Origin of the sequence: Mariniplasma anaerobium (assembly GCF_016865445.1) — a bacterium.
Taxonomy (GTDB): domain Bacteria; phylum Bacillota_I; class Bacilli_A; order Acholeplasmatales; family Acholeplasmataceae; genus Mariniplasma; species Mariniplasma anaerobium.
Window position 1 is genome coordinate 1,423,112 of the sequence record NZ_AP024412.1, and the last position, 23,197, is coordinate 1,446,308.

The 23,197-nt window shown below is 31.2% G+C and carries 23 protein-coding genes; 5 read left to right on the forward strand and 18 right to left on the reverse strand.

The annotated features are described in order from the left end of the window. Positions 1-41 precede the first annotated feature (41 nt). Both MPAN_RS06755 and MPAN_RS06760 read right to left on the reverse strand, forming a co-directional pair. Positions 42-1,421: an extracellular solute-binding protein gene (locus MPAN_RS06755; protein WP_176239944.1), complete on the reverse strand. Its 1,380-nt coding sequence runs from the start codon at positions 1,419-1,421 to the stop codon at positions 42-44. Positions 1,422-1,433: 12 nt separating this feature from the next. Then, positions 1,434-2,891, reverse strand: a complete 1,458-nt coding sequence (locus MPAN_RS06760) for a pullulanase-associated domain-containing protein (protein WP_176239943.1) — start codon at positions 2,889-2,891, stop codon at positions 1,434-1,436. A gap of 194 nt (positions 2,892-3,085) precedes the next feature. Here MPAN_RS06760 and pulA point away from each other — a divergent pair, with 194 nt between their 5' ends. Beyond that, a complete protein-coding gene (pulA, locus tag MPAN_RS06765; protein ID WP_176239942.1) occupies positions 3,086-6,013 on the forward strand; it encodes a type I pullulanase in 2,928 nt (975 codons plus the stop codon). A 1-nt stretch (position 6,014) separates the two neighbouring features. Beyond that, the gene (locus MPAN_RS06770) at positions 6,015-6,383 is read left to right on the forward strand and encodes a lipoprotein (protein ID WP_176239941.1); all 369 of its coding nucleotides are present in this window, start codon (positions 6,015-6,017) and stop codon (positions 6,381-6,383) included. A 58-nt stretch (positions 6,384-6,441) separates the two neighbouring features. Here the strand turns inward: MPAN_RS06770 and MPAN_RS06775 are convergent, their stop codons facing one another. The 16 genes from MPAN_RS06775 to MPAN_RS06850 form a co-directional block, all read right to left on the reverse strand. Beyond that, entirely contained in the window at positions 6,442-7,449 is a 1,008-nt protein-coding gene (locus tag MPAN_RS06775; protein ID WP_176239940.1) for a CorA family divalent cation transporter, read from the reverse strand. A 143-nt stretch (positions 7,450-7,592) separates the two neighbouring features. Further along, a complete protein-coding gene (locus MPAN_RS06780) occupies positions 7,593-8,330 on the reverse strand; it encodes an ABC transporter permease (protein WP_176239939.1) in 738 nt (245 codons plus the stop codon). 8 nt (positions 8,331-8,338) lie between these two features. Then, positions 8,339-9,238: a hypothetical protein gene (locus MPAN_RS06785; protein WP_176239938.1), complete on the reverse strand. Its 900-nt coding sequence runs from the start codon at positions 9,236-9,238 to the stop codon at positions 8,339-8,341. Continuing rightward, the gene (locus MPAN_RS06790; protein WP_176239937.1) at positions 9,228-10,988 is read right to left on the reverse strand and encodes an NADH-dependent [FeFe] hydrogenase, group A6; all 1,761 of its coding nucleotides are present in this window, start codon (positions 10,986-10,988) and stop codon (positions 9,228-9,230) included. Before MPAN_RS06790 ends, MPAN_RS06785 begins: the two co-directional genes overlap by 11 nt. Then, a complete protein-coding gene (locus tag MPAN_RS06795) occupies positions 10,985-12,796 on the reverse strand; it encodes an NADH-quinone oxidoreductase subunit NuoF (protein WP_176239936.1) in 1,812 nt (603 codons plus the stop codon). The genes MPAN_RS06790 and MPAN_RS06795 overlap by 4 nt, the downstream gene beginning before the upstream one ends. Before the next feature lies 1 nt (position 12,797). Continuing rightward, on the reverse strand, positions 12,798-13,169 hold the full coding sequence (locus MPAN_RS06800; protein WP_176239935.1) for a (2Fe-2S) ferredoxin domain-containing protein: 372 nt from the start codon (positions 13,167-13,169) through the stop codon (positions 12,798-12,800). Next, the gene (locus MPAN_RS06805; protein WP_176239934.1) at positions 13,147-13,689 is read right to left on the reverse strand and encodes an ATP-binding protein; all 543 of its coding nucleotides are present in this window, start codon (positions 13,687-13,689) and stop codon (positions 13,147-13,149) included. The genes MPAN_RS06800 and MPAN_RS06805 overlap by 23 nt, the downstream gene beginning before the upstream one ends. After that, positions 13,686-14,363: a PHP domain-containing protein gene (locus MPAN_RS06810; protein WP_176239933.1), complete on the reverse strand. Its 678-nt coding sequence runs from the start codon at positions 14,361-14,363 to the stop codon at positions 13,686-13,688. The genes MPAN_RS06805 and MPAN_RS06810 overlap by 4 nt, the downstream gene beginning before the upstream one ends. Further along, the gene (locus MPAN_RS06815) at positions 14,360-14,695 is read right to left on the reverse strand and encodes a hypothetical protein (RefSeq protein WP_176239932.1); all 336 of its coding nucleotides are present in this window, start codon (positions 14,693-14,695) and stop codon (positions 14,360-14,362) included. Before MPAN_RS06815 ends, MPAN_RS06810 begins: the two co-directional genes overlap by 4 nt. Continuing rightward, on the reverse strand, positions 14,682-15,113 hold the full coding sequence (locus MPAN_RS06820; RefSeq protein ID WP_176239931.1) for an ATP-binding protein: 432 nt from the start codon (positions 15,111-15,113) through the stop codon (positions 14,682-14,684). Before MPAN_RS06820 ends, MPAN_RS06815 begins: the two co-directional genes overlap by 14 nt. Beyond that, complete coding sequence (locus tag MPAN_RS06825; RefSeq protein ID WP_176239930.1) at positions 15,107-15,490, reverse strand: hypothetical protein; 384 nt, start codon at positions 15,488-15,490, stop codon at positions 15,107-15,109. The genes MPAN_RS06820 and MPAN_RS06825 overlap by 7 nt, the downstream gene beginning before the upstream one ends. Next, the gene (locus tag MPAN_RS06830) at positions 15,477-15,977 is read right to left on the reverse strand and encodes an NADH-quinone oxidoreductase subunit NuoE family protein (protein ID WP_176239929.1); all 501 of its coding nucleotides are present in this window, start codon (positions 15,975-15,977) and stop codon (positions 15,477-15,479) included. Before MPAN_RS06830 ends, MPAN_RS06825 begins: the two co-directional genes overlap by 14 nt. A gap of 157 nt (positions 15,978-16,134) precedes the next feature. Beyond that, entirely contained in the window at positions 16,135-16,944 is an 810-nt protein-coding gene (locus MPAN_RS06835; RefSeq protein WP_176239928.1) for a DUF1189 family protein, read from the reverse strand. Then, on the reverse strand, positions 16,944-18,482 hold the full coding sequence (locus MPAN_RS06840; RefSeq protein ID WP_176239927.1) for an alpha-amylase family glycosyl hydrolase: 1,539 nt from the start codon (positions 18,480-18,482) through the stop codon (positions 16,944-16,946). The genes MPAN_RS06835 and MPAN_RS06840 overlap by 1 nt, the downstream gene beginning before the upstream one ends. Beyond that, positions 18,482-18,940 (reverse strand): RDD family protein, encoded by a 459-nt coding sequence (locus MPAN_RS06845; protein ID WP_176239926.1) that lies wholly within the window; start codon positions 18,938-18,940, stop codon positions 18,482-18,484. The genes MPAN_RS06840 and MPAN_RS06845 overlap by 1 nt, the downstream gene beginning before the upstream one ends. Positions 18,941-19,049: 109 nt before the next feature. After that, positions 19,050-21,218 carry an immunoglobulin-like domain-containing protein gene (locus MPAN_RS06850; protein WP_176239925.1) on the reverse strand — a complete coding sequence of 723 codons (2,169 nt, stop codon included), beginning with the start codon at positions 21,216-21,218 and terminating at the stop codon, positions 19,050-19,052. 90 nt (positions 21,219-21,308) lie between these two features. On the opposite strand from MPAN_RS06850, the gene MPAN_RS06855 reads away from it, so the two are divergent. The 3 genes from MPAN_RS06855 to MPAN_RS06865 are packed head-to-tail and all read left to right on the forward strand — an operon-like array spanning position 21,309 to position 23,186. Then, the gene (locus MPAN_RS06855; RefSeq protein WP_176239924.1) at positions 21,309-21,887 is read left to right on the forward strand and encodes a chromate transporter; all 579 of its coding nucleotides are present in this window, start codon (positions 21,309-21,311) and stop codon (positions 21,885-21,887) included. Continuing rightward, positions 21,868-22,446, forward strand: coding sequence for a chromate transporter (locus tag MPAN_RS06860; protein ID WP_176239923.1), 579 nt, complete (start codon positions 21,868-21,870; stop codon positions 22,444-22,446). Before MPAN_RS06855 ends, MPAN_RS06860 begins: the two co-directional genes overlap by 20 nt. A 2-nt stretch (positions 22,447-22,448) precedes the next feature. Further along, the gene (locus MPAN_RS06865) at positions 22,449-23,186 is read left to right on the forward strand and encodes a glycerophosphodiester phosphodiesterase family protein (RefSeq protein ID WP_176239922.1); all 738 of its coding nucleotides are present in this window, start codon (positions 22,449-22,451) and stop codon (positions 23,184-23,186) included. Positions 23,187-23,197: the final 11 nt, after the last annotated feature.

The window sequence follows — 23,197 nt, forward strand, 5'->3', positions numbered from 1 at the left end:
CCGCCTCATCCTAGTTATAATTATAAATCTTTTACTTTAAATTATCCTGCTAGACCTACACGAGTTCTATAAGATTGTTCTGCTGTTGCTGCTGCTGTTGCAGGAGCTACACCATTGTTCCACACTTCAATAACCATTGTTTCACCTGGTCCCCAGTAATAAGTTACTTGAGGGATTGTTGGCATTGGTACTGAAGTTGCTAATTGATCAGCCATAGCTAATAGATATGTATCAGTACTTACACCTTCAATACCTGTTAGTAATTCAGTTTTAAGTGCTGGTAATTTACCTTTATATTGATACATTAATTCCATAGCAACATCTGATGCTAAGAATTCAACAAACTTAATTGCATCTTCTCTATTATTTGAATATTTATATACTGCAGCCATTTGTGCACCAGCGAAAGTTTGAGTAGCTTGATCAGTACCATCAACATTAATTGTTGGCATTGGAGCGATTGCAAAATTTACACCAGCAGTTTTATAAGCTTCAATATTCCATGGACCAGCAATAATATAAGGAACTTTACCTAATTCAAAGTTACCACTTGCAGAAATTGAGTTATGTGAACCAGTACCAGTTGTACGTGGTTTCAATTCGTCTCTCATCCATTCAAGAGCAGGAACTGCATTTACAAAACCAACTGCATTTGGATCATCTAAATTAGTGCCAAATGGATAGAATCCAAATGCTGAATAAATAGCTTGATTGAAATAGCTATCAGCCCAGTGACTAGATGTACCTAAGTAATATAATCCTGCTTCTGCGTTAGTTCTACCTGAAGCATCAGATGCTTGAGCTGCATTCCAAACGTCAGCTGCTGCAAATAATTCTTCAAATGTAGCTGCTGGAGTAGTAACTAAATCAGTATTATAATATAAACCAACTGATTCTAGAGACATTGGTACAGCATATAGTCTTTCAACTGCATTTGGACTTTGTGGGTCAAATGAGTTTGCGCCTTCATCATAAGTTAAAGTTGCAATTTGTAGACCTAGTTCAGCAGAACGTGCTTCTAATAAAGTACGTGTTGCATCTGGAAGTGGATATACTAAATCTTCTAATATAGCTTGAGCTAAATGATCATGTGGGAATTGGAATACGTCTGCACCATTTCCTGAAGGACCAAAAGTTTTTAATAATTCACGTGCATCAACTGAACCCATATGTTCATGTTCAACCACGATATTTGGATAAATTTTATTAAACTCTGTAATAACTTCTTGCATATATTCACCATTTTCATCATCAATCCATACACGGATTTTTGATTTTTGAGTAAATGTATCTGCAAAGTCAATTAATTCACCATTATTTTCAGGATCTGTTGGATCTGTTGGATCCGTAGGATCTTCATTACATGCAGCAAGAGTTAAGCTACCAAGAACAACGAATAATATTAATAGAAATTTTTTCATCATATGCCTCCCTTACTCGCCTTTAACGACTCTAAATGTGAATGCTTCATCAGTAACATTACCCCATTTATCAACAACACGCAATACGATTACATAATCGCCTTCAGTTCTAGTATCTAAGACTGAATTTTCACCTTTAGGTACAAATACGAATGAAGTTAAATCTCCATCACGATTATCTACAGCTCTAAATCTAGGGAATAAATTTTGATTAAATGGTGTTCCCCAAGGAACTTCGATAATTCTTTGTGCTTCAGGAGTATCAACGATACCAGCTGGAGAAACAAATACTAATTCTGGAGCTTCAGTATCCATAGCTAAATCAATATCAGCTTGAACTTCACCATTATCAAAGAATAATGTATATTCTGCATCATTTACTAATGCAGTTTGTAAAATAATTACAAATGAATTTAATGTTTCATTAGTAGTTGCAAAGTCAACACGTTCAATTCTTAAAGCAGAACCATATTCACCTTCACCTAAATTAGCTCTAACTTCAAACCAAGCTTCGATTTCTTGCATAGCTAAGTATTCAATAGCGCCTTCAGCAGTAAGTGGAGAACTAACTAAAGCTGATGTCTTAACAATAATTGTTGTTGGATCGACAGCATATGTTCCACTTGAAGTTTCTGCATTGTATTCAGTCAACTTAAATGTGAATGCTTCTTCAGAGAATGTAGTAGGTTCATTATAATATATGTTGTCACCAGCAGTATATCCATCACCTTTACTTAATACATAAGCAACACCAACATCACCTAATGCAGGAGTTTCTGATAATGCAGCACTTAAATTAACATCACCAGTCTTTTTGTTAGCATCTTCGCCAGCATAAATTAATAAACCAGCATCTGAAGCAGTTGAATGAAGCATTGCAGCTTTTACAACTTTATCATCTGAAGTTTTACCAGCAGTTGAGAAAACTTGAGCTGGAGTACCCCATTCAGCAGGAACATCTACCCAACCATTCCAAGCATGAACACCAAGTGTTTCTTCATAACTTCCTGATGGATCAAAATATGTAAGTAAAAGGTTATAATGTTCGTTAGATGCGACAAATACTTGAGAGTCAGTTATAACTCCTTCTTCTTTAACTGTAGCAGCGCCTTGGAATATATAAACATGTACTGTTTCATCTTCAATGATTGTATCAGATGGAATATTCATATCTCCAGTTAATTTTTTATCCCAATTTGGGCCATCGCCTTCCCAATAAACAGCTATGAAACCAACTTCAGTTCCTACAGCTAAATCATTGTAATTCCAGTATGCACCAAAATCATCAGTGCCATCCATACGTTTGCCAGCAGCTGTATCTCCCCATGCCCATGAACCAAGATCTGTATAATCTCCATCCCAAGCTTGGAAGTGAACAACCAAATTCCCTGTACCAGCAGCAAATGCTTTAACTCCGAAAAGTGCAGTTACTGATAATACTAAGAAAAAGGCTAATAATACTTTTTTCATTTTCTTCCTCCTATGTTTTTAAGAATTTTAAATTCAATTCTTGACAATTTGATTTTATCATAATACATAAAAAAATGTAACCGCTTTTACTATTGTGCAATTGTGCAACCGTTTCCTTTTTGTAATCGCTATCATTAATTTATCAATATATGCCCTAATCATGTTATATTGTTAATATGAGGAGGATATTAAATATGAAAAGAATATTATTTTTAGTTTTATTTACGTTATCTATTTTTGTACTTCAAATTTCTGCAGTTGCAGCTGAATTACCAGAAACTCTTGTGGTGCATTATTTCAGATATGATGAAACCTACACAAATTTTAATTTTTGGATGTGGGAAAGTGAGCCTTCTTCTTTAGGCGGTATACAACATGATTTTGATGGATTACAAACTGATGAACATGGTGTTTATTATGAAGTCGATCTAACTGCTGATTATCCAACAGCAACTACTCTTGGTATTATTATCAAACAAGGAGCATGGGATGGATATAGAGAAGTTGGTGGAGATCGTTTCATTGATTTAGAAGATGTTGAAGTTATAAGCGGCATCGGTCATGTATATTTTGTAGAAGGTGATTTACAAATTGGTAAATCAAGTGATGACCTTGCAAATAACATTCCTGACTATAGAGCTAAAATATTATCTGCTACATTTGATGCAAGTCAGAAAATTATTTTAAAAACAACTCATATTCCTGAACTGGGTTATGAAGTTTATGAAAATGGAACTCTAATTTTATCTTCTACAACAACTAGTAAAACAACTACTATTACGGTTTCTGGTATTGATATTTCAAAGACATATACTGTTAAAGCACTATTTAGCTCTGAACTATCAAGTGAAGTCATTGTATCTCTACAAAACATCTATGATACTCCAGCATTTGAAGAATTATTCACTTATGATGGAACATTAGGTGTCAGTTTTGAAGATGAATTTACTGTTTTTAGATTATGGGCTCCATTGAGTCAATCCGTGTCACTTAATCTATATAACCAAGGTCACCCTAATTATGATAACAATGGAGATTTAAATGATGAGTTAACACCTTATCAAACAACTCAAATGTCCAAAATAGAAAATGGTGCCTGGGAAATTAAACTTACAGGTGACTATGACTTCAAATATTACACATTCTTAGTTAATAACAATGGTGTAACAAGTGAAGTTACTGATCCTTATGCATACTCAACAGGTGCAAACGGTCAAAGAGGTATGATTGTCAACTTTGACCAAACTAATCCTGATGGATGGACATACGATAGTAGACCAGATACAATTCAAAATTTAACAGATTATATCGTCTATGAATTACATGTAAGAGATTTAACAACACATGAATCTTGGAATGGTACTGAAAGTTATCGTGGAAAGTTCATGGGTTTAACTGAAACTGGAACGACTTATTCAGAAGATGGTGTTAGTGTAACTACTGGTCTTGACCATTTAGCTGAACTTGGTGTAAATGCTGTTCAATTATTACCTATATTTGATTTTGGCTATGTAGATGAAGTTGAAGTTGCAAACAATCCAAATTATCAAAATCTATTTAATTGGGGTTATATGCCTTATCATTTCAATACCTTAGAAGGTTCATATGCAACAAATCCTTTTGATGGTCAAGTTAGAATCAATGAATTTAAACAAGCTGTAATGGCACTTCATGATCAAGATATTCGCGTTATTATGGATGTTGTTTATAACCATACTGGTGAATCATCTACTTCTAACTTCCATAAAATAGTACCTGGTTATTATCATAGAATGATCGCTGATGGTGGATTTTCAAATGGTTCAGGAACCGGAAATGAAACAGCATCAGAAAGAGCAATGATGAGAAAATTCATGGTTGACTCTGTTGAGTTTTGGGCTACTGAATATAATTTATCAGGATTTAGATTTGATTTAATGGCACTTCATGATTATGAAACCATGAATGATATACAAGCTATGTTAGAAGAAATCGATCCAACTATAATTGTATATGGTGAACCATGGAATGGTGGAACAACTCCTCTTTCTGACACTATAGCAGCTGGTAAAGACAATATTCAAAATATGAATAATGTTGGTGCTTTTAATGATATAACAAGAGATGCTGTCAAAGGCTCAGTATTCCAAGCAACTGAAAAAGGTTGGGTTCAAGGCAATACATCATCATATAATTATCAAGGTGTTATGTATGGTATTGTAGGAGGCATTGATTTTCCTGGTATAACTGAATTTGACGAATGGCATCTTAATCCAAATCAAACGATTAACTATGTAAGTGCCCATGATAATAATACATTATATGATAAATTGAAACTTACGAGAGTGACTACTGCTTTAGTTGATGACATGCAAATTCAAGCAAACGCGATTATACTTACCTCACAAGGCATACCATTCTTACATGCTGGTGTAGATTTCATGCGTTCTAAACCAGATGGTTCAGGTGGATTTGATCATAACTCTTATGAATCTCCTGATTCAGTCAATCAACTTAGATGGGATAGAAAGTTAAAATACAAGGAAGTCTTTGAGTATTATAAGACTTTAATTGCAATTAGAAAACTATATCCACAATTTAGAATGAATGACGCAGATGATATAAGAGCTAACTTACAATTCTTAGATACCGATGCAGGCTTTGATGGTATTGCTTATAAACTAACTGGTGCTGCAAATGTTCCAGATGTCATCGTTATTCATAGTGGTAATCCAAGATCTATCTTAACTGGTGTTGTACTTGATGCTGGTGTTACTTATAATGTATTAACCAATACTGATCAAGCTAATATAGATGGATTAGAAACCATATCAGGATCAGCTTATGTTGCAGCAAATACAACGATGATTTTAGTTGAAAACACTGGTGATGCAGTCTCTATTAAAGAAGATAGTGTTACAATTTCAAAAGGTGATACTTTTGATCCAGCATCTAATGTCAATATATTAGATGAAAATGCGACAATCTACTACTCAAACTATTTCGATACAAGTAAACCAGGACGTTATACAGTGACTGTAGCTGTAGCAGATCCTTATAAGGGTTATAAATTGTATTATTATACATTATTTGTTGAAGGACAAAAGTATGATGTAGTCTTAACTGATTTAGGAGGCGAATAATATGAAAAAATTATCTATAGTAATCATACTTTTAACACTCATATTCTCTCTTGCATCATGTGGCGGTGGTGTTGATGATATCAATATAACTTATAATAAAGGTGAATCAACTTCTAGTAGTTATGTTTATAACGCAAACATATCAGTAAAAATAAAAGATATACAAGACTTAGAAGAGATTGCTTATAATGTTGCTAGTCAACTTTATGAAGAAAATTTCGAATCAATAGGAGCTAGTTCTATTCTTTTGACTATTAACTTTTCTGATACGAATACAGAGGGCTTATATGGTTCAATATCATTTGATATTAATAAAACTATCGAGCAACCTGGATTAAGTTTGAACTCCAATGATTTAGTCTTATCATAAAAAATAAAAGCACTTAGATTACTAAGTGCTTTTTTGTTGCAATTATATAAAGTTTTTATTAGAACCAATGATTCTTTTTAAATATATATAGCATAATACCTGCAATAGCTAAACAAATAGCTGCAAAAAAGAATATTGCGTTTTCTAATTCTAATAATCCAAAGTAAACGAAATTCATTCCAAAAAATCCAGTTAAGAATGACAGTGGGATAAATATTGCAGAAAATAAAGTCAATGTAGACATGATTTTATTCATTCTAGTTGACTGATTGTTCATATCAAGATCTAACATTGTTTTCATCATATCTCTTAGATGATTTAATTTTTGTTCTAGTCTATTCATATGATCGATTAAATCATCAAGATATTTAACTGTTACTTTACTAAATATATGATCTGGATCTTTTAAAACATCTTCTAGTTGTTGATATAATGGAGTCGTCATATTTTGAAGTTGTAAAATGTTTTTTCTAAGCACATAAAATTTATCTTGCCCTAATCTTTTTGTTTCTAAGATTTCTTCTTCAAATAAGTTCATCTCAAAATCAAATATATCGCATGATGCTAAATGATCATCTGTGACTAAATCAAGTATTTGATAAAATATAAAATCAACATCGTTTTTTCTTAATTCTTTATATTCTTTAATCAGTGTTTCAAGTGGAAGCAAATATTCCGGTTCTGTTTCATGAAAAGTAATGATTACATCTTTTTTTAAAATGATGCTCATATATTCTTTTCTTACTTCTTCTTGTTCATGATACATTAAAGAAAAACTGGCAAAAATATAATCTCCAACAGCTTGTATCTTATTTCTTTGATTGACATTTAGAATATCTTCCATAATAAACCCGTCAATTGCGTACATATCAAATAATTCTTTCATTTTATCAAGATCATTTAATCCAACAACTTTGATATATTCTTTTCCTTCAGTTTTTACTAAATCATCATAAACTTCATATTTATCCACATCATATACAATACGCTTAAATTTTGTTTCTTGATCTACATATTGACCAGTATATACTAAAGATTTAGGTTTGAAATAGTCAGTAATTTTCATAATATACCACCTTTATTGATTTATTTTAAAAATTTATTTATAGTTTTAGTATAGCATAAAAAACTTAAGACATAGCTTAATAAAAAAATAGAAAGAAAAAACTATATACAAGTATATAGCTGTTTTCTGATCTGTTTATTTTTTTAAGTATCTTGAAGCATTTTCTTTTTAAAACTTGACATAAAGACTTCAACTAATACTGTAATGATGATTAATAAAATAGTTATCGCAAAAACGTAATCATATGCAAGATTAACTTTAGCTTGATATAAAAGTTTACCAATAGAATTTTGAGTTTGTGTAATAAATTCAGAAGTTACAAGAACTTTAAAGCCAAGACCAAATGATTGATAACTGGCTAAAATTAAATAGTCTTTTATATTCTGTAAATATACATATTTAAATTCTAAATATCTATTTTCCATCTCAAGATGATATACATCAAGTAAATCTTGATTAATCGCTTTAATACCTTGATATGTCGCTTGATAAAAAATTGGAAATATCATAAAAAACGTAATAACATATGGTGCAATTTGATAACCCACTAATATATACATAATGATAATAACTGAAATTACAGGTATCGTTTTTAGTATCGTTACATGAGGTCTTAATACAAGTTCAACTGACTTGTTTTTTGCAGATAAATATCCTAACGATATACCACAAACTGATGAAATAAGTAAACTTATAATCAATCTAAAAGCGGTATGCCACAATGCATTTAGAAAACTTGATTCTATTAACATCTTAAAAAATGTCTCAATTACTTTAGATATTGGTGGTATTAAAAGTGGATGATCAACAATAAGATAAATGATATACCATAATAATACTAGTGATAAAATTGAGGATATTTTAATAGATAAATTTTTCACAAGTCACCTCATCTATAAAAAGACTGGTCTGGCAATTCTTCTCCAATAAAATTAGGATTAAAATCTTGAAGTAATTCTAGATAAGCAATGATATCATCTTTCGCGTCAAGTGCATCAACATATTTAATATGAAATCTTGGTATTGCAGATATTATAACACTTTCTTCCATAACAATACCTAAATAAATAGCTAATGTTGCAGTTTGTTCTTTATTAGTATTTAAATTTTCAATTGAAGATTCAAGATCTTCTTTAATTTGACTGACTTGTTGTTCACTTAGATCTTTATAAGCAAACACACTTGCTTGAGGATAACTTTCATAACCAGTTAGTGTTTCATATTCATCTTGTAAATCAATTATTGTCAATGTATGTGTTTGACTTAGGATACTTAAAGAAGGTTCACTAAGCAAATATATTTTACTACTATCAAGTATAAATGATGAAACCACTGAACTTAAACTATCTTTATAATCAAAGTTTGGTACAATATCATTTTCACTTAAAATGTACTTTAAGATAGCATCTGGTGTTTGATTCTGTCCAAAAGATACAATTTCGCTATCTGTAAGGTCATTTAATGTAAAATCAGATTCGCTAACTAAATAATAACTACCCCATGAGATACTTGCAATCAACTGATAATCTGGTTTTGAATCATATAGTTTTGCCCCTAAATTTGTAGGTGCAAAAATGACATCATAACCTGATGATCCAAATGCTGCAACTAACGGGTCAGCGCCTTCCACAATCGTTACATCATAGTTCTTATCATCTTGCATATAAAGCTGTGCAAACTGTGGACCACCATAAGGTACAACCATAGATATTGTTTCTCTTTTACAGCCTGTTACAATAAATAACAGGCTCATAAATAAGAGTGTGAAAATGAGTTTTTTATTTAACATTTTGATAAGCTTCTCTCTTATGATAAGTCGTATGTAATAGTTCATGTGCTTTCTTAGAATGTGGTTTTTCTAAAAAATCTTCATAAAGTTTTGCCACAAATTCATTTTGATGAGATTTTCTCAAAGTTGCTTTTGCATCAATATCATATAAGACTTGTGCTCTTAATTTTCTCACATCATACTTATCTTGATCCTTAGCTTTAACGATTGGTTGTCCACCACCATTAATACATCCGCCTGTACATCCCATAAATTCTACAAAGTGATATTGTTTTGTGCTATCTTTTAATGAATCTAAAAATTCTTGAATTGCAACTCCACCATGCACAACTGCGACATTGATATCTTGACCTGCAATTTGGAAAGTTGCTTCTTTAATATGCTCAGTTCCTCTAACTTGTTGAAATTCTATTTGTGTTTCTTTTTTATCTAATATTTCACTAACAGTTCTAAGTGCAGCTTCCATAACGCCACCGGTTGCTCCAAATATTGCTCCAGCACCTGTATATGATGATAGCATACCATAAGGTTTACTATCTTCAAGATTTCTAAAGTCTATGCCTCTTCTTCGAATTAATCTTGAAAACTCTCTTGTCGTTAAGACATAATCAACATCTTGAATACCATTTCTTCCCATTTCAGGACGACGTGCTTCTTCTTTTTTAGCTATACAAGGCATAAGTGATACAGATACAATATCTTTGACATCTACTTCTAGTTTTTCTGCATAATATGTCTTAATTAATGCACCAGCCATTTGTTGAGGAGATTTACATGAAGAAAGATTTGGAATAAATTCAGGATAATTAAGTTCTAAAAGATTAATCCATCCTGGTGAGCATGATGTAAACATAGGAAATACTCCATCGTGTTGTAGACGATGTATAAATTCAGTTCCCTCTTCCATAATTGTTAAATCTGCAGTAAAGTTCGTATCCATAATTTCATGAATACCAAGTGCTTTAAGTGCACTAAATAATTTACCTTCAACATTAGTTCCAATTGGATAACCAAATTCTTCACCAAGTGCAGCTCTTACTGCAGGAGCAACTTGAACAACTAATGTCTTACTTGGATCTCTAAGTAATCTTTCTATAGGTTTAATATCATCAGATTCTCTTAGTGCTCCTGTTGGACACGCACCAATACACTTACCACAATATATACAGCCACTGTCTGCTAACTCATGAAATTGTGCTGGGCCAACATATGTTTTGTTACCACGTTCATTAAAATGTAGAATACTTAGTCCTGATTGTTTTTCACAAGCAGAAACACATCTTCCACATAATACACATTTTGAACTATCAATAATCATAACACCTGATGAATCTTGATAATAAAAATCACTATCAATATCCCCATACATATTTGTAAATTCATTATCAATAGAATATCTTCTTAGTAAATCAAGAAATTCACAATTGTTTTCTCTTGAACATTTAAAACATTCAAAGTTATGTCTATGTGTTAATAATTCTAAATTCATACTAACGGTATCATATACTTCTTGATCATCTGTAATAATCTTCATACCGTCTTCAACCATTGTTTTACAAGCCGGTTTTAGATTTACTTGGCCTTCAACTTTAACTGAACATAAACGACAATTTCCATCTTCATGAATATCCTTTAAAAAGCATAAACGAGGAATATATATATCGTTTTTTTCTGCAACTTGTAAAATTGTTTCATTTGGGTTAGCGTCATAGTCTAGACCATTAATGTTTATTTTTATTTGTTTGCTCATACTGCTTCACCTCTTATGCTTGGTATGCTGGTGATTGCGCCAACTGGACATGCTTTCTTACATGCACCACACTTAATACATAGTTCATCATCTATCATATGAATTTGTTTTGGCCAACCAGAAATTGCATTTACTGGGCAATTTTTCGCACATTTAGTACAACCGATACAACCATCATCAATCACAAAGTGTGTAAGTTCAGCACATACTCCAGCTGGACACGCTTTGTCTACAACATGCGCGATATATTCATCTCTAAAATGTTTAATTGTTGATAAAACAGGATTAGGTGCAGTTTGTCCAAGACCACAAAGTGAAGTCTTTTGAATCATATGCGCCAACTTTTCTAGCTCATCAATATCTTTTAATGTTCCATCTCCATCGCATATACGATTTAAGATATCTAACATTTGTTTAGTGCCTTCTCTACATGGTGTACATTTACCACAAGATTCTTCAACAGTAAATTCTAAATAAAATCTAGCAACATCCACCATACAGTTATCTTCATCCATAACAATCATTCCACCTGAACCCATCATAGATCCTAGTTTTTTCAAGTTATCAAAATCAATTGGAGTGTCTAAATCTTTTTCTGTAATACATCCACCTGATGGCCCACCTGTTTGAATTGCTTTAAATTTTCTTTTATTTGGTATCCCACCACCAATATCATAAACAACTTCTCTTAAAGTTGTTCCCATTGGGACTTCTACTAAACCTGTATTATTAATTTTCCCACCAAGAGCAAAAACTTTTGTTCCTGTTGAGTTTTCTGTTCCTATTGATTTAAAATAGTCTGCGCCTTTCAAAAATATAACTGGTATATTAGCTAATGTTTCTACATTATTAACATTTGTTGGATATCCCCATAAACCTTTTTTAGCAGGAAATGGAGGTTTTAAAACTGGCATGCCTCTAAAGCCTTCAATAGATTTTATTAAAGCTGTTTCTTCACCACAAACAAATGCTCCAGCACCTAATCTTATATCAATATTAAAACTAAAATCAGTTCCAAATATAGAATCTCCTAATAATTGATATTCTTTTGCTTGTAAAATTGCATGTTCCAGTCTTTCAACTGCTACAGGATATTCTGCTCTAACATAGATATAACCTTGATCTGAACCAATCGCATATCCACAAAGTGCCATAGCTTCTAAAATAGAATGAGGATCACCTTCTAAGATTGCTCTATCCATGAAAGCACCTGGATCGCCTTCATCTGCATTACAAATAACATATTTTTTATCACTTACTGATTGTGCAGCAAATTGCCATTTTAAACCTGTTAAAAAGCCTCCGCCACCTCTACCTTTTAATCCTGAATCTAAAACTTCTTTAATTACTTGATCAGGTGTCATCTTAGTTAAGGCTTCACCTAAAGCTAAATATCCATCTCTTGCAATATATTCATCTATATCAAGTGGATTGATTTGTCCACAATTTCTTAGCGCGATACGTTTTTGTTTTGAGTAAAATGTAAGTTGACTCATTTGCTTGATTTTATTTCGATCAAGCGGGTTTTTTACTAGTAGTCGATCAATATGTCTACCTTTTAATAGATGTTCTTCACAAATAATTTTAACATCTGATACTTTGACATGAGCATAAAAAGTTTCATCCGGATATATAACAATAACAGGACCTCTTTCGCATAAACCAAAACACCCAGTTAAGACAAGACCAACCTCATCTTTTATACCTAGGTTTGTTAGTTCTTCTTCAAATGCTTGTTTAATTTCTTTTGAATGGGAACTCATACAACCCGTTCCACCACAAATTAAGACTTGAATTCTTTCTAACATATTATTTGTCCTTTCTAGTTGACAAAAGATATCTTGTCACTGGTTGATGATTGATAATGTGTTTTTCGATAATTTCTCTAACGATAGGAATCGTTAAACTACAATAGACATAAGATTGACCTGATTCATCAATGATTTCAGCCATTGGTTCATATGCACATTCTCCCATGCACCCAACTTGCGTTATAGTCATATTTTTTAACTCACGCAAATTAGCTTGTTCCAAAAATTCATTTAAAATAGGTCTAGCTCCACTTGCAATCCCACAGGTTCCCATACCTACTTGAACTCTAAAGCCATCTTTTGTATAACGCATTGTCATTTTTTTTAATGATTCATCTCTTAATTTTTTAAGTTCTGCTAATGTTTTCATAATCCACCCTTATTTCTTCGATTTCTTTATTAATCGTATATTCTATTTCTTTTTTTACTTTATAACTAAAATCCTTATGTTCTATAAATTGTATCAAATCAAAAGTATAAGTTTTTATATACTTAATCTCTAATATCACGTTTTCTACATTTGGGTTAACATATAAATCTGATATCATAAGTCCTATATCTCCAAAATCAGGAAAATCAATATGCTTGTGATTGAAAGTGGTTTCTAATAATGTTCCATTTCCTATTGAAGATGTGATATCAAATGTACCTTCTGTTTGAGCTGTCAGATCATGTAGCATTGATAATCCTAATCCAACTTTTCTGTTTTTTTGCGTGCTATATGTAAATAATTTAACTTTTTCTAATACTTCTTTACTCATGCCTTTTCCATCATCTTCTAATTTAAAGCTTAACTTTTCATTGAAATCAAGAGAAATTAAGATATTTTTAGATTGTGCATTTATAGAGTTTTGAACTAAATCAAATATGTAATCTGTAAAGTATATCATTTGCTAAAATACCTAAAAAATGAATCTATACTTAAATCATCCAATATCATACCCTCATTATCTCCTTTTTCTAAAATATCGATAATTTGATGTGCATCTGAATTTTTTAAAACTATTTGATGTTTTTTATTGTTTTCGATATGTCTATATTCAACACCATCTAAAGGATATTTGTCGATATAATTGATACCTGATCGATAATCTTTATCTATATGCGCATAAATAAGCACATGTTCAAAGTCTTTTAATATATGCAATAAATCTTTAATACTTAAATTAAGCGGATCAATTAGTAAGTATGGATACTCATTTATGACTTCATCATAAATGTTCACAATCTCTTGATTGCCCATAGTTTCATGATCAAAGCTATTTTTTTGATTATATGTTTCTAATATTTTATCAAAAGATATTGCATCTTCAATTGTTTTAAAATAACACAACACATCAAAATCTTCTTTAACTGTTATTTCTACTCCTGGAATGAAAAGCATATCATAGCTTTGTGACAACTCATAACATATACTTAATTGTTTTGTTGAGTTATGATCAGTTATCGCAATAATATCTAAACCCTTTAAAGATGCCATATTAAAAATATTATTTGGTGTCATTAAAACATCTGCACATGGCGATAGCACTGAATGAATATGGATATCATATGAATATTTCATATGAATCCTCTTTGATAAAAATCTATAATAACTTCATGTGTTAATTTTTTTGTTTGAATCATCGCAATATTTTCTAAATTAGCTCTATGAATAACTTCTAAAGGAACATTTTGCCCATCAATAATAATAATGACTGAAACATCAACCATTATAGCTAGAGAAATTGTTGTTTGACTTGCAATGACAGTAATAAGTGCTTCTTCATTCTTAACGTGTTTGATTGCAGTACTCAATAAATCTGTTGCGTATACTGAATTAAAAGTATTCTTAAGTGTATGTTGATCTGTAAGTAACTCATATTCATTATTTAAAATATCTTTAACTAAGTGCATCTAAATCACCTACCACAAAAATAAGTCGTATATGTGTGCCAAATTGATCTGAATTAATTTCCATAACATCTGAGAGTCTTTTCATATTTGTTAATCCCATACCAGCACCAAATCCATTGGTATTAGCGATTCTATTGGCTGTTGAATAACCTTCAGTCATAGCAAGTTGAATATCGAATATGCCCGGGCCATCATCATAAATATTAAGTTCTACATAATCATTTATAATTTCAAATGTCATATATCCACCAACGGAATGGATGACAACATTTATTTCTGATTCATAAGATGCTGCACAAATTCTTTTAATCATCGCTTTAGAATACTCTAAAGCTTTTAAAGTTTTTTTGATATCTGAGGATGCTCTTCCAGCAAGTTCGAAATTATTTGCAATGATTTGATATTCTTTTTTTACCATTGGATATCGTATTTAATGCCTTTGATGCCATCTGCATACATCATACCGCTGGTATTAAACATTGTATAATCTGTAGCAAGCAAAATAATTTCTGATTCAAGTGCCAATTGAACAACTTTATCAGAAGGAATTTTACCTCTAACAAGTAAAACCACATTTACATCTAGCATTTCTGCAGTTCTAATAGATTGTTGTGTTGCTAGTCCTGTTATAAGTATTGCATGATCTAAAATTCTTTCGTCTTTAACTGAATTCATGATAATGAGTGCATCACTCATTAAATCTGAACAAAAAGCAAAGTGAATATCTTTATTAACCAATAGTTCTTTTGTATAGACTCTGCAATTGTATTTTTCTATAATCTCATGCAACTTCATTGTTTTTTTCCTTTAGTTCTTTAATAATATCTCTTACTTTACTAACTGATGCATTTCCGTGAATTGTGGAATCAACAGAAAAAACAGGAGCAAGTCCACATGCACCAATACATCTAGTTGAACTTAAAGTTATTTTGTTATCTTTAGTCGTTTGTCCATCTTTAATGCCTAGTTCGTTTTCAAGAGTTTCCATAACGTTCTTAGATCCTCTTACATAACACGCAGTTCCTAAACAAACACTTACTGTATGTTCACCATTAGGTGTAATAGAAAAATTACCATAAAAGGTAACAACACCATTAATTTTAGCTACACTTTCATTTAATTCCTTGCTTATAATCTTTTGGATTTCCAAAGGAATATAGCCGAAAATTTCCTGAGCATCATGAAGCGTTGGCATAAGCGGACCAGGAATTTTTTTGTTTTCATTAATTTTCGTATAAAAAAGAGCTAGCTTTTTTTCACAAATGTGATTTTCTTTATTCATTTTTTTACTCCTTGATTGAGTCGTTATTTATAAGTTCATTATAACATAAATTAGTCTTTGTCAAGTGATTTGCTTTTACTTTTTATATGATAACGTTTACAATTTATACGAATTATAAACAAAAAGCACACAATATAATAACTGAGTGCTTTTTTGATTATTGAAATGTCTTTTTTCCATATTTAAGCATAACTACCATAAGTATAATTCCCATACCAAATTGGAATACTACTGGAGAAAAACTTGGCTCCAAGAACCCTACTGCAAAACTAATTAAGCTAGGCGCTCCCATCGCAAATACGACTAATTTCATACTTTGACCATAGGTCATAAAACTCGTATATCCAAATCTAAATAATTGGATGACTAGACTCATAATTAAAACAAAGAGTGCATATAATGCAATATTTGTAACAATATTTACCAGTAATGTATAAAAGATAATATAAGTTCCAAAACTACTTTCTAGCTGTCTACCAAAAGATGCATACATCTCATCTCTAGCTTCACCAATAGATAAATTTAAAGCTCTAAAACTAACGTCATCTTCAAATCCCTTATAATCATAGCCTACCATAAACTCCCCTTGTCCATTAGTGTAAACTATTTTATCTTCTAATAACAAAACTTGTTTTTTTGAAGTGTCATAGGTCGTTTCTTGATAATTAATAATATAAGTTATCCCATCATGCTCATAAATATATGATTCATTAGTATCACATACCAGTTTACTTGTTGTAATTTCGCATGTGTCAGGTAATTGCCAATCAGGAGTTTGATTGACAAAGCTTTGTTCTATAAAATCCAATCTCCAACCATCTTGTTGAATAATTAATAAATTCATTGGAAATAAACTAACTAAACTAACAATGAAAAAGAATATTAAAACTTTCCACCATTTTTCTTTTACATGTTCGAAGAATTTCGATAACTGAAATGCGTATCGATAGTAAGTGTATATAAACATTAGATATAAGCCTCTATTTCACTAGGATCGATATCTAATATAATCGTTTGATATCCTCCAATAGTTAGACTGTCTCCTAAAATAAACGATCTATAAGATGCCTCTACTGTATATGAATCTGGTGTAAGATTGTGGATAACGAGTACTGCTTGTTCTAAATCTTCGTATTGATAATATCTTACATATCCTTGAATCTGTGTTGCATTACCATTATATGGTTTGTAATAATTACCATACATTAATGCTGGATTATCTTTTCTAATTTCTATCATTTCTTGATATGCATGATATAAAGAATCATCGTTACTTATCTGTTGTACTAGTGTATCAGTATCATTGTTCGACCCATCACTAGGAAGCCAAGAAGTTTGATATTCTGTATTACCCCATAAAAATGGTTGTCTTCTATATTCGTCATAAACAACACCATAGCCTGGTATATTAGTTCCCTCATATCTGACACCTTCCATGCCTAATTCATCACCATAATAGATAAATGGATTACCTGGAAGTGTTAATAAAATTCTAGATGCTAGTTTGAGTTTCAACTCATTGTTTATAAATCCTTGACTAGAAGCTAGTCTATCCATATCATGATTACCTAAAAAAGGTGCATCTATGAAATCAGGATCAACTTCTCTATAAGCATCATAGATTTGTTCAAATGATCTAGCAAATAGATATCTACTGTTTTCCATACCAACTTTATCTAAAATGCTAGCTTGTCCAGGAAAATTAAATAAGGAATCAGATCCCATGTAATAATCTGCAATCGTTTCATATCTAGAAACATAAACTTCTGATACAACGTAGCTTTCAGGATAAGTTTGTTTCATATGCGCATTTAATCGCATCGTAAATAATGCACTATCCCAATCTGCATTAACACCTTCTATAAAATGTCTAGCAGCATCTAATCTAAATCCATGAACTCCCATTTCTAAATAAAAATCCACAATATTATAAACTTCTTCAACAACTACAGGGTTTTCTAAATTTAAATCTTTCATTCCACCAACAAAAGTTTCATAAGCACTACCATTATTAAATATATAATAGTCTCTATATTCACTTTGTTCACCTGTTAATGCAGATAAATACCAAGGATGTCTATCAGATGTGTGGTTAATAACTAGATCTAAAACAATCTTTATGTCTCTCAATTCAGCTTCTTCAATTAAATTTTCTAAATCTTCTAAAGTCCCATAATCAGGATTCACGTCATAATAATCTGTCACGTCATATCCATGATATGACGGAGAAGGATTGATAGGTAATAACCACAATGCAGTTATACCTAAATCTTCTAAATAGTCAAGATTTGCAGTTATACCATTTAAATCACCAATGCCATCAGCATCACTATCTGCAAAACTTCTAACAAATATTTGATAATATACATCTTGTTGTGGATTTAATTCGTCTAAAGGATATGTTGTTGGATCAATCGGATTAATAGGATTGACTGGATTGCTTACACACGCAGTTAAACTTATACCAATAGCTAATAAGCTTAGAATTATAAATAACTTTTTCATTAAAATCCTCTTTTTCTCATGGACTCTGTTTTATTAAACCCATCATATTTACCAGTAGGTTTTTCTAAATCAATAACTTTAGTTTTAAAAATATAATCATGAACTGTTCTACTTGTTTTATCTGACATTACAAAAAACGCAACAATCAGATAAATCCCAAAAGTTCCAACGCTTAAAGTGAGTTTAAATAAATCTCTTAAAAAAACACGCCACAATTCAACATTTGTATCATCTAATTTTACGATTTGAATGCGTTGAACTCTCTTACCTAAAGTTTGTCCATGTGACTTGTTTAGTATATACGGTAAAAAATAAAACCCAAAAAAGGCAGCCCCAGAGACTATAAAGGGTAAAGGTTTATAATAGTCACCTAAAAAAAGCGCTAAAATTACAGAAAGTGTTACTGCCGATGTATCAATGGCAAAAGCTCTTACTCTTTTTTCAAATGATGGGACCATAATTATTCTCCTTATGAATTATTCTATATACATATTATATCACATAACATTTTATGAAACCGTTTGCAATCATAAGATAAAAATAAAGGTGCAAGCACCTTTATTTAACTTAATCTATTATAAATTCAGTAGATGTTTCAGCTTGTCTTCTAAGTTCATCTTCAAATGCAATTCTATCTACTGTACCTGGTTTGTATAACTCAGCATAATTTTGGAACGCATCATAGTTACCAAATACATAATCATTTGTTGAAACCCAATAATATGCCCCTGGTAAAATATCTGATACATTTAGTCCTTCTCTTAAACTATATTCAACACTTGAATTATTAAGTAAACTAATTAATTCAACACCTAATATTTTAGCTGAAATAATTTGATTATCAAAAGGGAATATTTCATAGGTAGTTCCAATTGTCATTGCTTGCCCTTGATTTAAAACTTCTCTAGTTCCGCCGGAATTATGAATACCTACATCAGATCCAGCTGCTTGGCGAATAATTTTTGCCATAAATTCAGTTAACTCAGTTTTTCCATAATCTCTAGATGAATATATAATAACTTCATTTAATAGGGGCTCAATTTGTGCCACATAAGTGTTAATTAAAGTAGCCAATCCTGGAAATTCACTATTTAATCTAGTATCATTATAAGAATTTAAGTTTTCAGCTTGATAAGCACTAATCTCTTGATTGCTATTAACGCTAAATTCGATATGCCCTAATGCTCTGGCATTTGATGCTGATTGAATCACGGGAATACCATTTATGATATCAACATATGTTTGATGTGAATGTCCATTAAATATCGCATCAACTTTATAATCACCTTGAGCTGAACTTATTGAATTATTAAAATATGAGTCACTGTCATGAATAATCGCAAAGACAATATCAACATCAAATTCAGTTCTAAGTAGTTCTGTATAATATGAAGTCCAATATGTAGGATCTGCAAACTCGTAATCTTCTATTCTGCTTTTTGCAATAGATGATTCAATACCTTCACCAATTACACCTACAACTCCAATTTTCAAGTCTCCTTTATTTAAAATTGCATATGCGTCAATATAGTCAGGTCTTACTTCTGTGTCTTTATAAAACACATTTGCGCCTAATAAAGGATAATTTGCTTGTGTTCCTAACGTGTTAGGATTGAAATACTCAGTAATGACATCAACTCCCCAATCAAATTCATGGTTACCTAATGTAAATACATCTAAGTTCATATAATTAAACATATCAATCATCGAACTACCATAAAAATAATTTGATAAAACATTACCTTGGAGTAAATCTCCACCACTTAAAAATACTGTTTCATAAGGATTTGTGTTATATTCATCTAATATAACATTTCCAAGTTTTGCTAAACCCATTTCACTATCATCTTCTAATATGGAACCGTGTGTATCATTTATATAATATAAATTCAAATCTGTTGTTTGATGTGTATTATCATTTTCCATGACTTGCACACTAACAACTTGTTCAACATCATATCCAAAAGAATCACTTACACTATAATAAAGAGGATAAATTCCTGGTGTGGTAAGGTCAACCAGTGTATCATCAACTAAAACAAGTTCGCTTAAATCCCCATCTTCTTGATCATTAGCATCAATAAGTTTTAAATAATCAGGTAATTGTTCTCCTATGTAATAGTATATGCGATTATATCCAGTAATCAATGGTTGTTGATTGTCAATTACTGTAATGGTAAATGAAGCTGTTTTTCTGTTTCCAGATCCATCATAGACTACAAGATGTATTGGATATACACCAGCTACTTCATAATCAAGTAGACCTTCATCATAAATGATGTCATCTGTTAAGTCACCTTCTATTTCATCAGATGCAGTAATATCAGATTGATAATCAGGCACATCTTGTCCAATGTAATATGTAATTTCTTTTATACCTTCGAATTGTGGAAATATATAATCAATTTCTACATCCAATGCTTTGACTGTAACTGTAATGGTTGCAGTTATTTTGCTACCTTGTGTATCTGTAACTTTATAGTAAACATTATAGTTTCCTGGTTGAGTATAATCAACTTCACTATCATCAACATTGATGGAAACAATCATTTGACCTAAATGGTCATAAGCTGTAACATCTTCTAAATAGTTTGGTGTTTCATCTCCAATTGTAAAAGTGATATCTTCTATGTTTGATATCGTTGGTATACCTGTAATTGGTAGATCAGTATTTTCACAGCCATATATACCTAGCATAATGATTATGAATGTAATTGTTAGTAGTATTTTTCTCATTTTATCTCATCCTTTGCAAAAATATTATAACATAGTTTAGTATGTTTCATGGACAAATATGTGTTATAATAATTCGAGAAGAGGTGACATATGAAAAAAGAACATATTTTGTGGGAACTCTTTTGGACATTTTTAAAGATTGGCGCACTCACCTTTGGTGGCGGACTAGCTATGATGCCAATTATGAGAAAAGAAGTTGTCGAAAAAAGAAATTGGGTAGATGATGAAGATGTATTAAAAATCTTAGTAATCTCTGAATCCACACCAGGTGTATTTGCAATCAATTCAGCAACGTTTATTGGTTATAAAATCGCTAAGTTTAGAGGTAGTTTACTTGCAACTTTAGGTGTAATTATTCCATCTTTTATCATTATTTCTGTTATTTCACTATTTATCATCCAATTTAAAGAATTCAAACTTGTAGAATATGCATTTTATGGCATTCAAGCAGGTGTGGCAATTCTTATTTTTAGAGCTGCCTTAAAACTTTCTAGAAAAATACACTTCTCACTCTTCTCAATTTTAATTATGTCAGCATCTATTCTTATTTCATTATTCACTGAAATTAGTGTTTTATATATTTTATTATTCAGTGCACTACTTGCAATCACATTTGGTTATATAGAAAGTTTGAAGGGGGCGAAAGCAGATGATTCTCGAGCTTCTTAATCTCTTTTGGATTTTCTTTAAAATAGGACTTTTCACTTTTGGTGGAGGGTATGCTATGATTCCATTAATCGAGGAAGAAATTGTCGGTGGTGGATATATTACTCAAGGTCTTCTTTATGATTTCATAGGAATTGCAGAATCTACACCAGGACCTATCGCAATCAATATGGCAACTTTTATTGGGACAAATCAACATGGTGTTTTAGGTGCCTTAGCCGCAACCATCGGTGTTGCTCTTCCTAGTTTTATTATCATTTTATTAATCGCAACTCTAGGCAGTAAATTTCTAAACTCTAGAATTGTTAATGAGGCCTTTAAAGGTTTAAAGCCTGCAGTCATCGGATTAATTTTAGCTGTTTCATTTGGACTAATGGTGCGTGGTATATTACCTGATATCCAATTTTCAAAACTCATATTTGCCTTTTCAAACTTCAACTATAAAAATCTCATTATTTTAGGTGTTGTATTCATTTTTGTTTTTGCTAGAAAGAAAACATCTCCAGTTCAAATTATACTTATTTCCGCCATATTAGGTATGGCTGTATACTTGGTGTTTTAAAAATGAAAAAGAATCTCACTTGGCTTAAAGAAGATCTAATTGCTCATAGAGGTCTTCATCAAAAAGATTTAAGCATACCAGAAAATACAATATCCGCATTTAAACTTGCTATGGAGCAAGGTTATAGTATTGAGTTTGATATCAACATTTTAAAAGATGGAACTGTCGTTGTTTTTCATGATCATGATTTAAAAAGATGTTTTGGAATTGATAAATCTTTAGATACCCTAAACTATGAAGATATTAAAGATTTGACTTATAAAAACGGTGATCATATACCTTTATTATCTGAAGTATTAGCTTTTGTTAACGGTAGAGTAAATTTATTAATTGAGTTAAAACCTCAAGGTGATGTTGTTAAACTTTGCGAAGCTTTTATCAAAATCATTGATGAATACAAGGGTGTGTACGCTGTATTTAGTTTCCATCCAAACGTTGTGCACTATTTAAAAAAACATAAACCTAATATCATTAGAGGTCAAATATCAGAATTCTTTAAAGATAATTTAGAAATGTCTAAATTTATGAAATTTTTAATGAAGAGACTAGCGTTTAATCGCTTTACTAAACCAGATTTTGTGAGTTATGGAATTTATGATATGCCTAATAAATATTTAGATAAATACAAAAAAAAGGGTCTTACCATTATCAGTTATGCTGCTAGATCACAAGACGAGTTTGATTTTGTAAAATCACATTATGATAATGTTGTATTTGAATATTTTATACCAAAAAAATAAAAGGATATGAG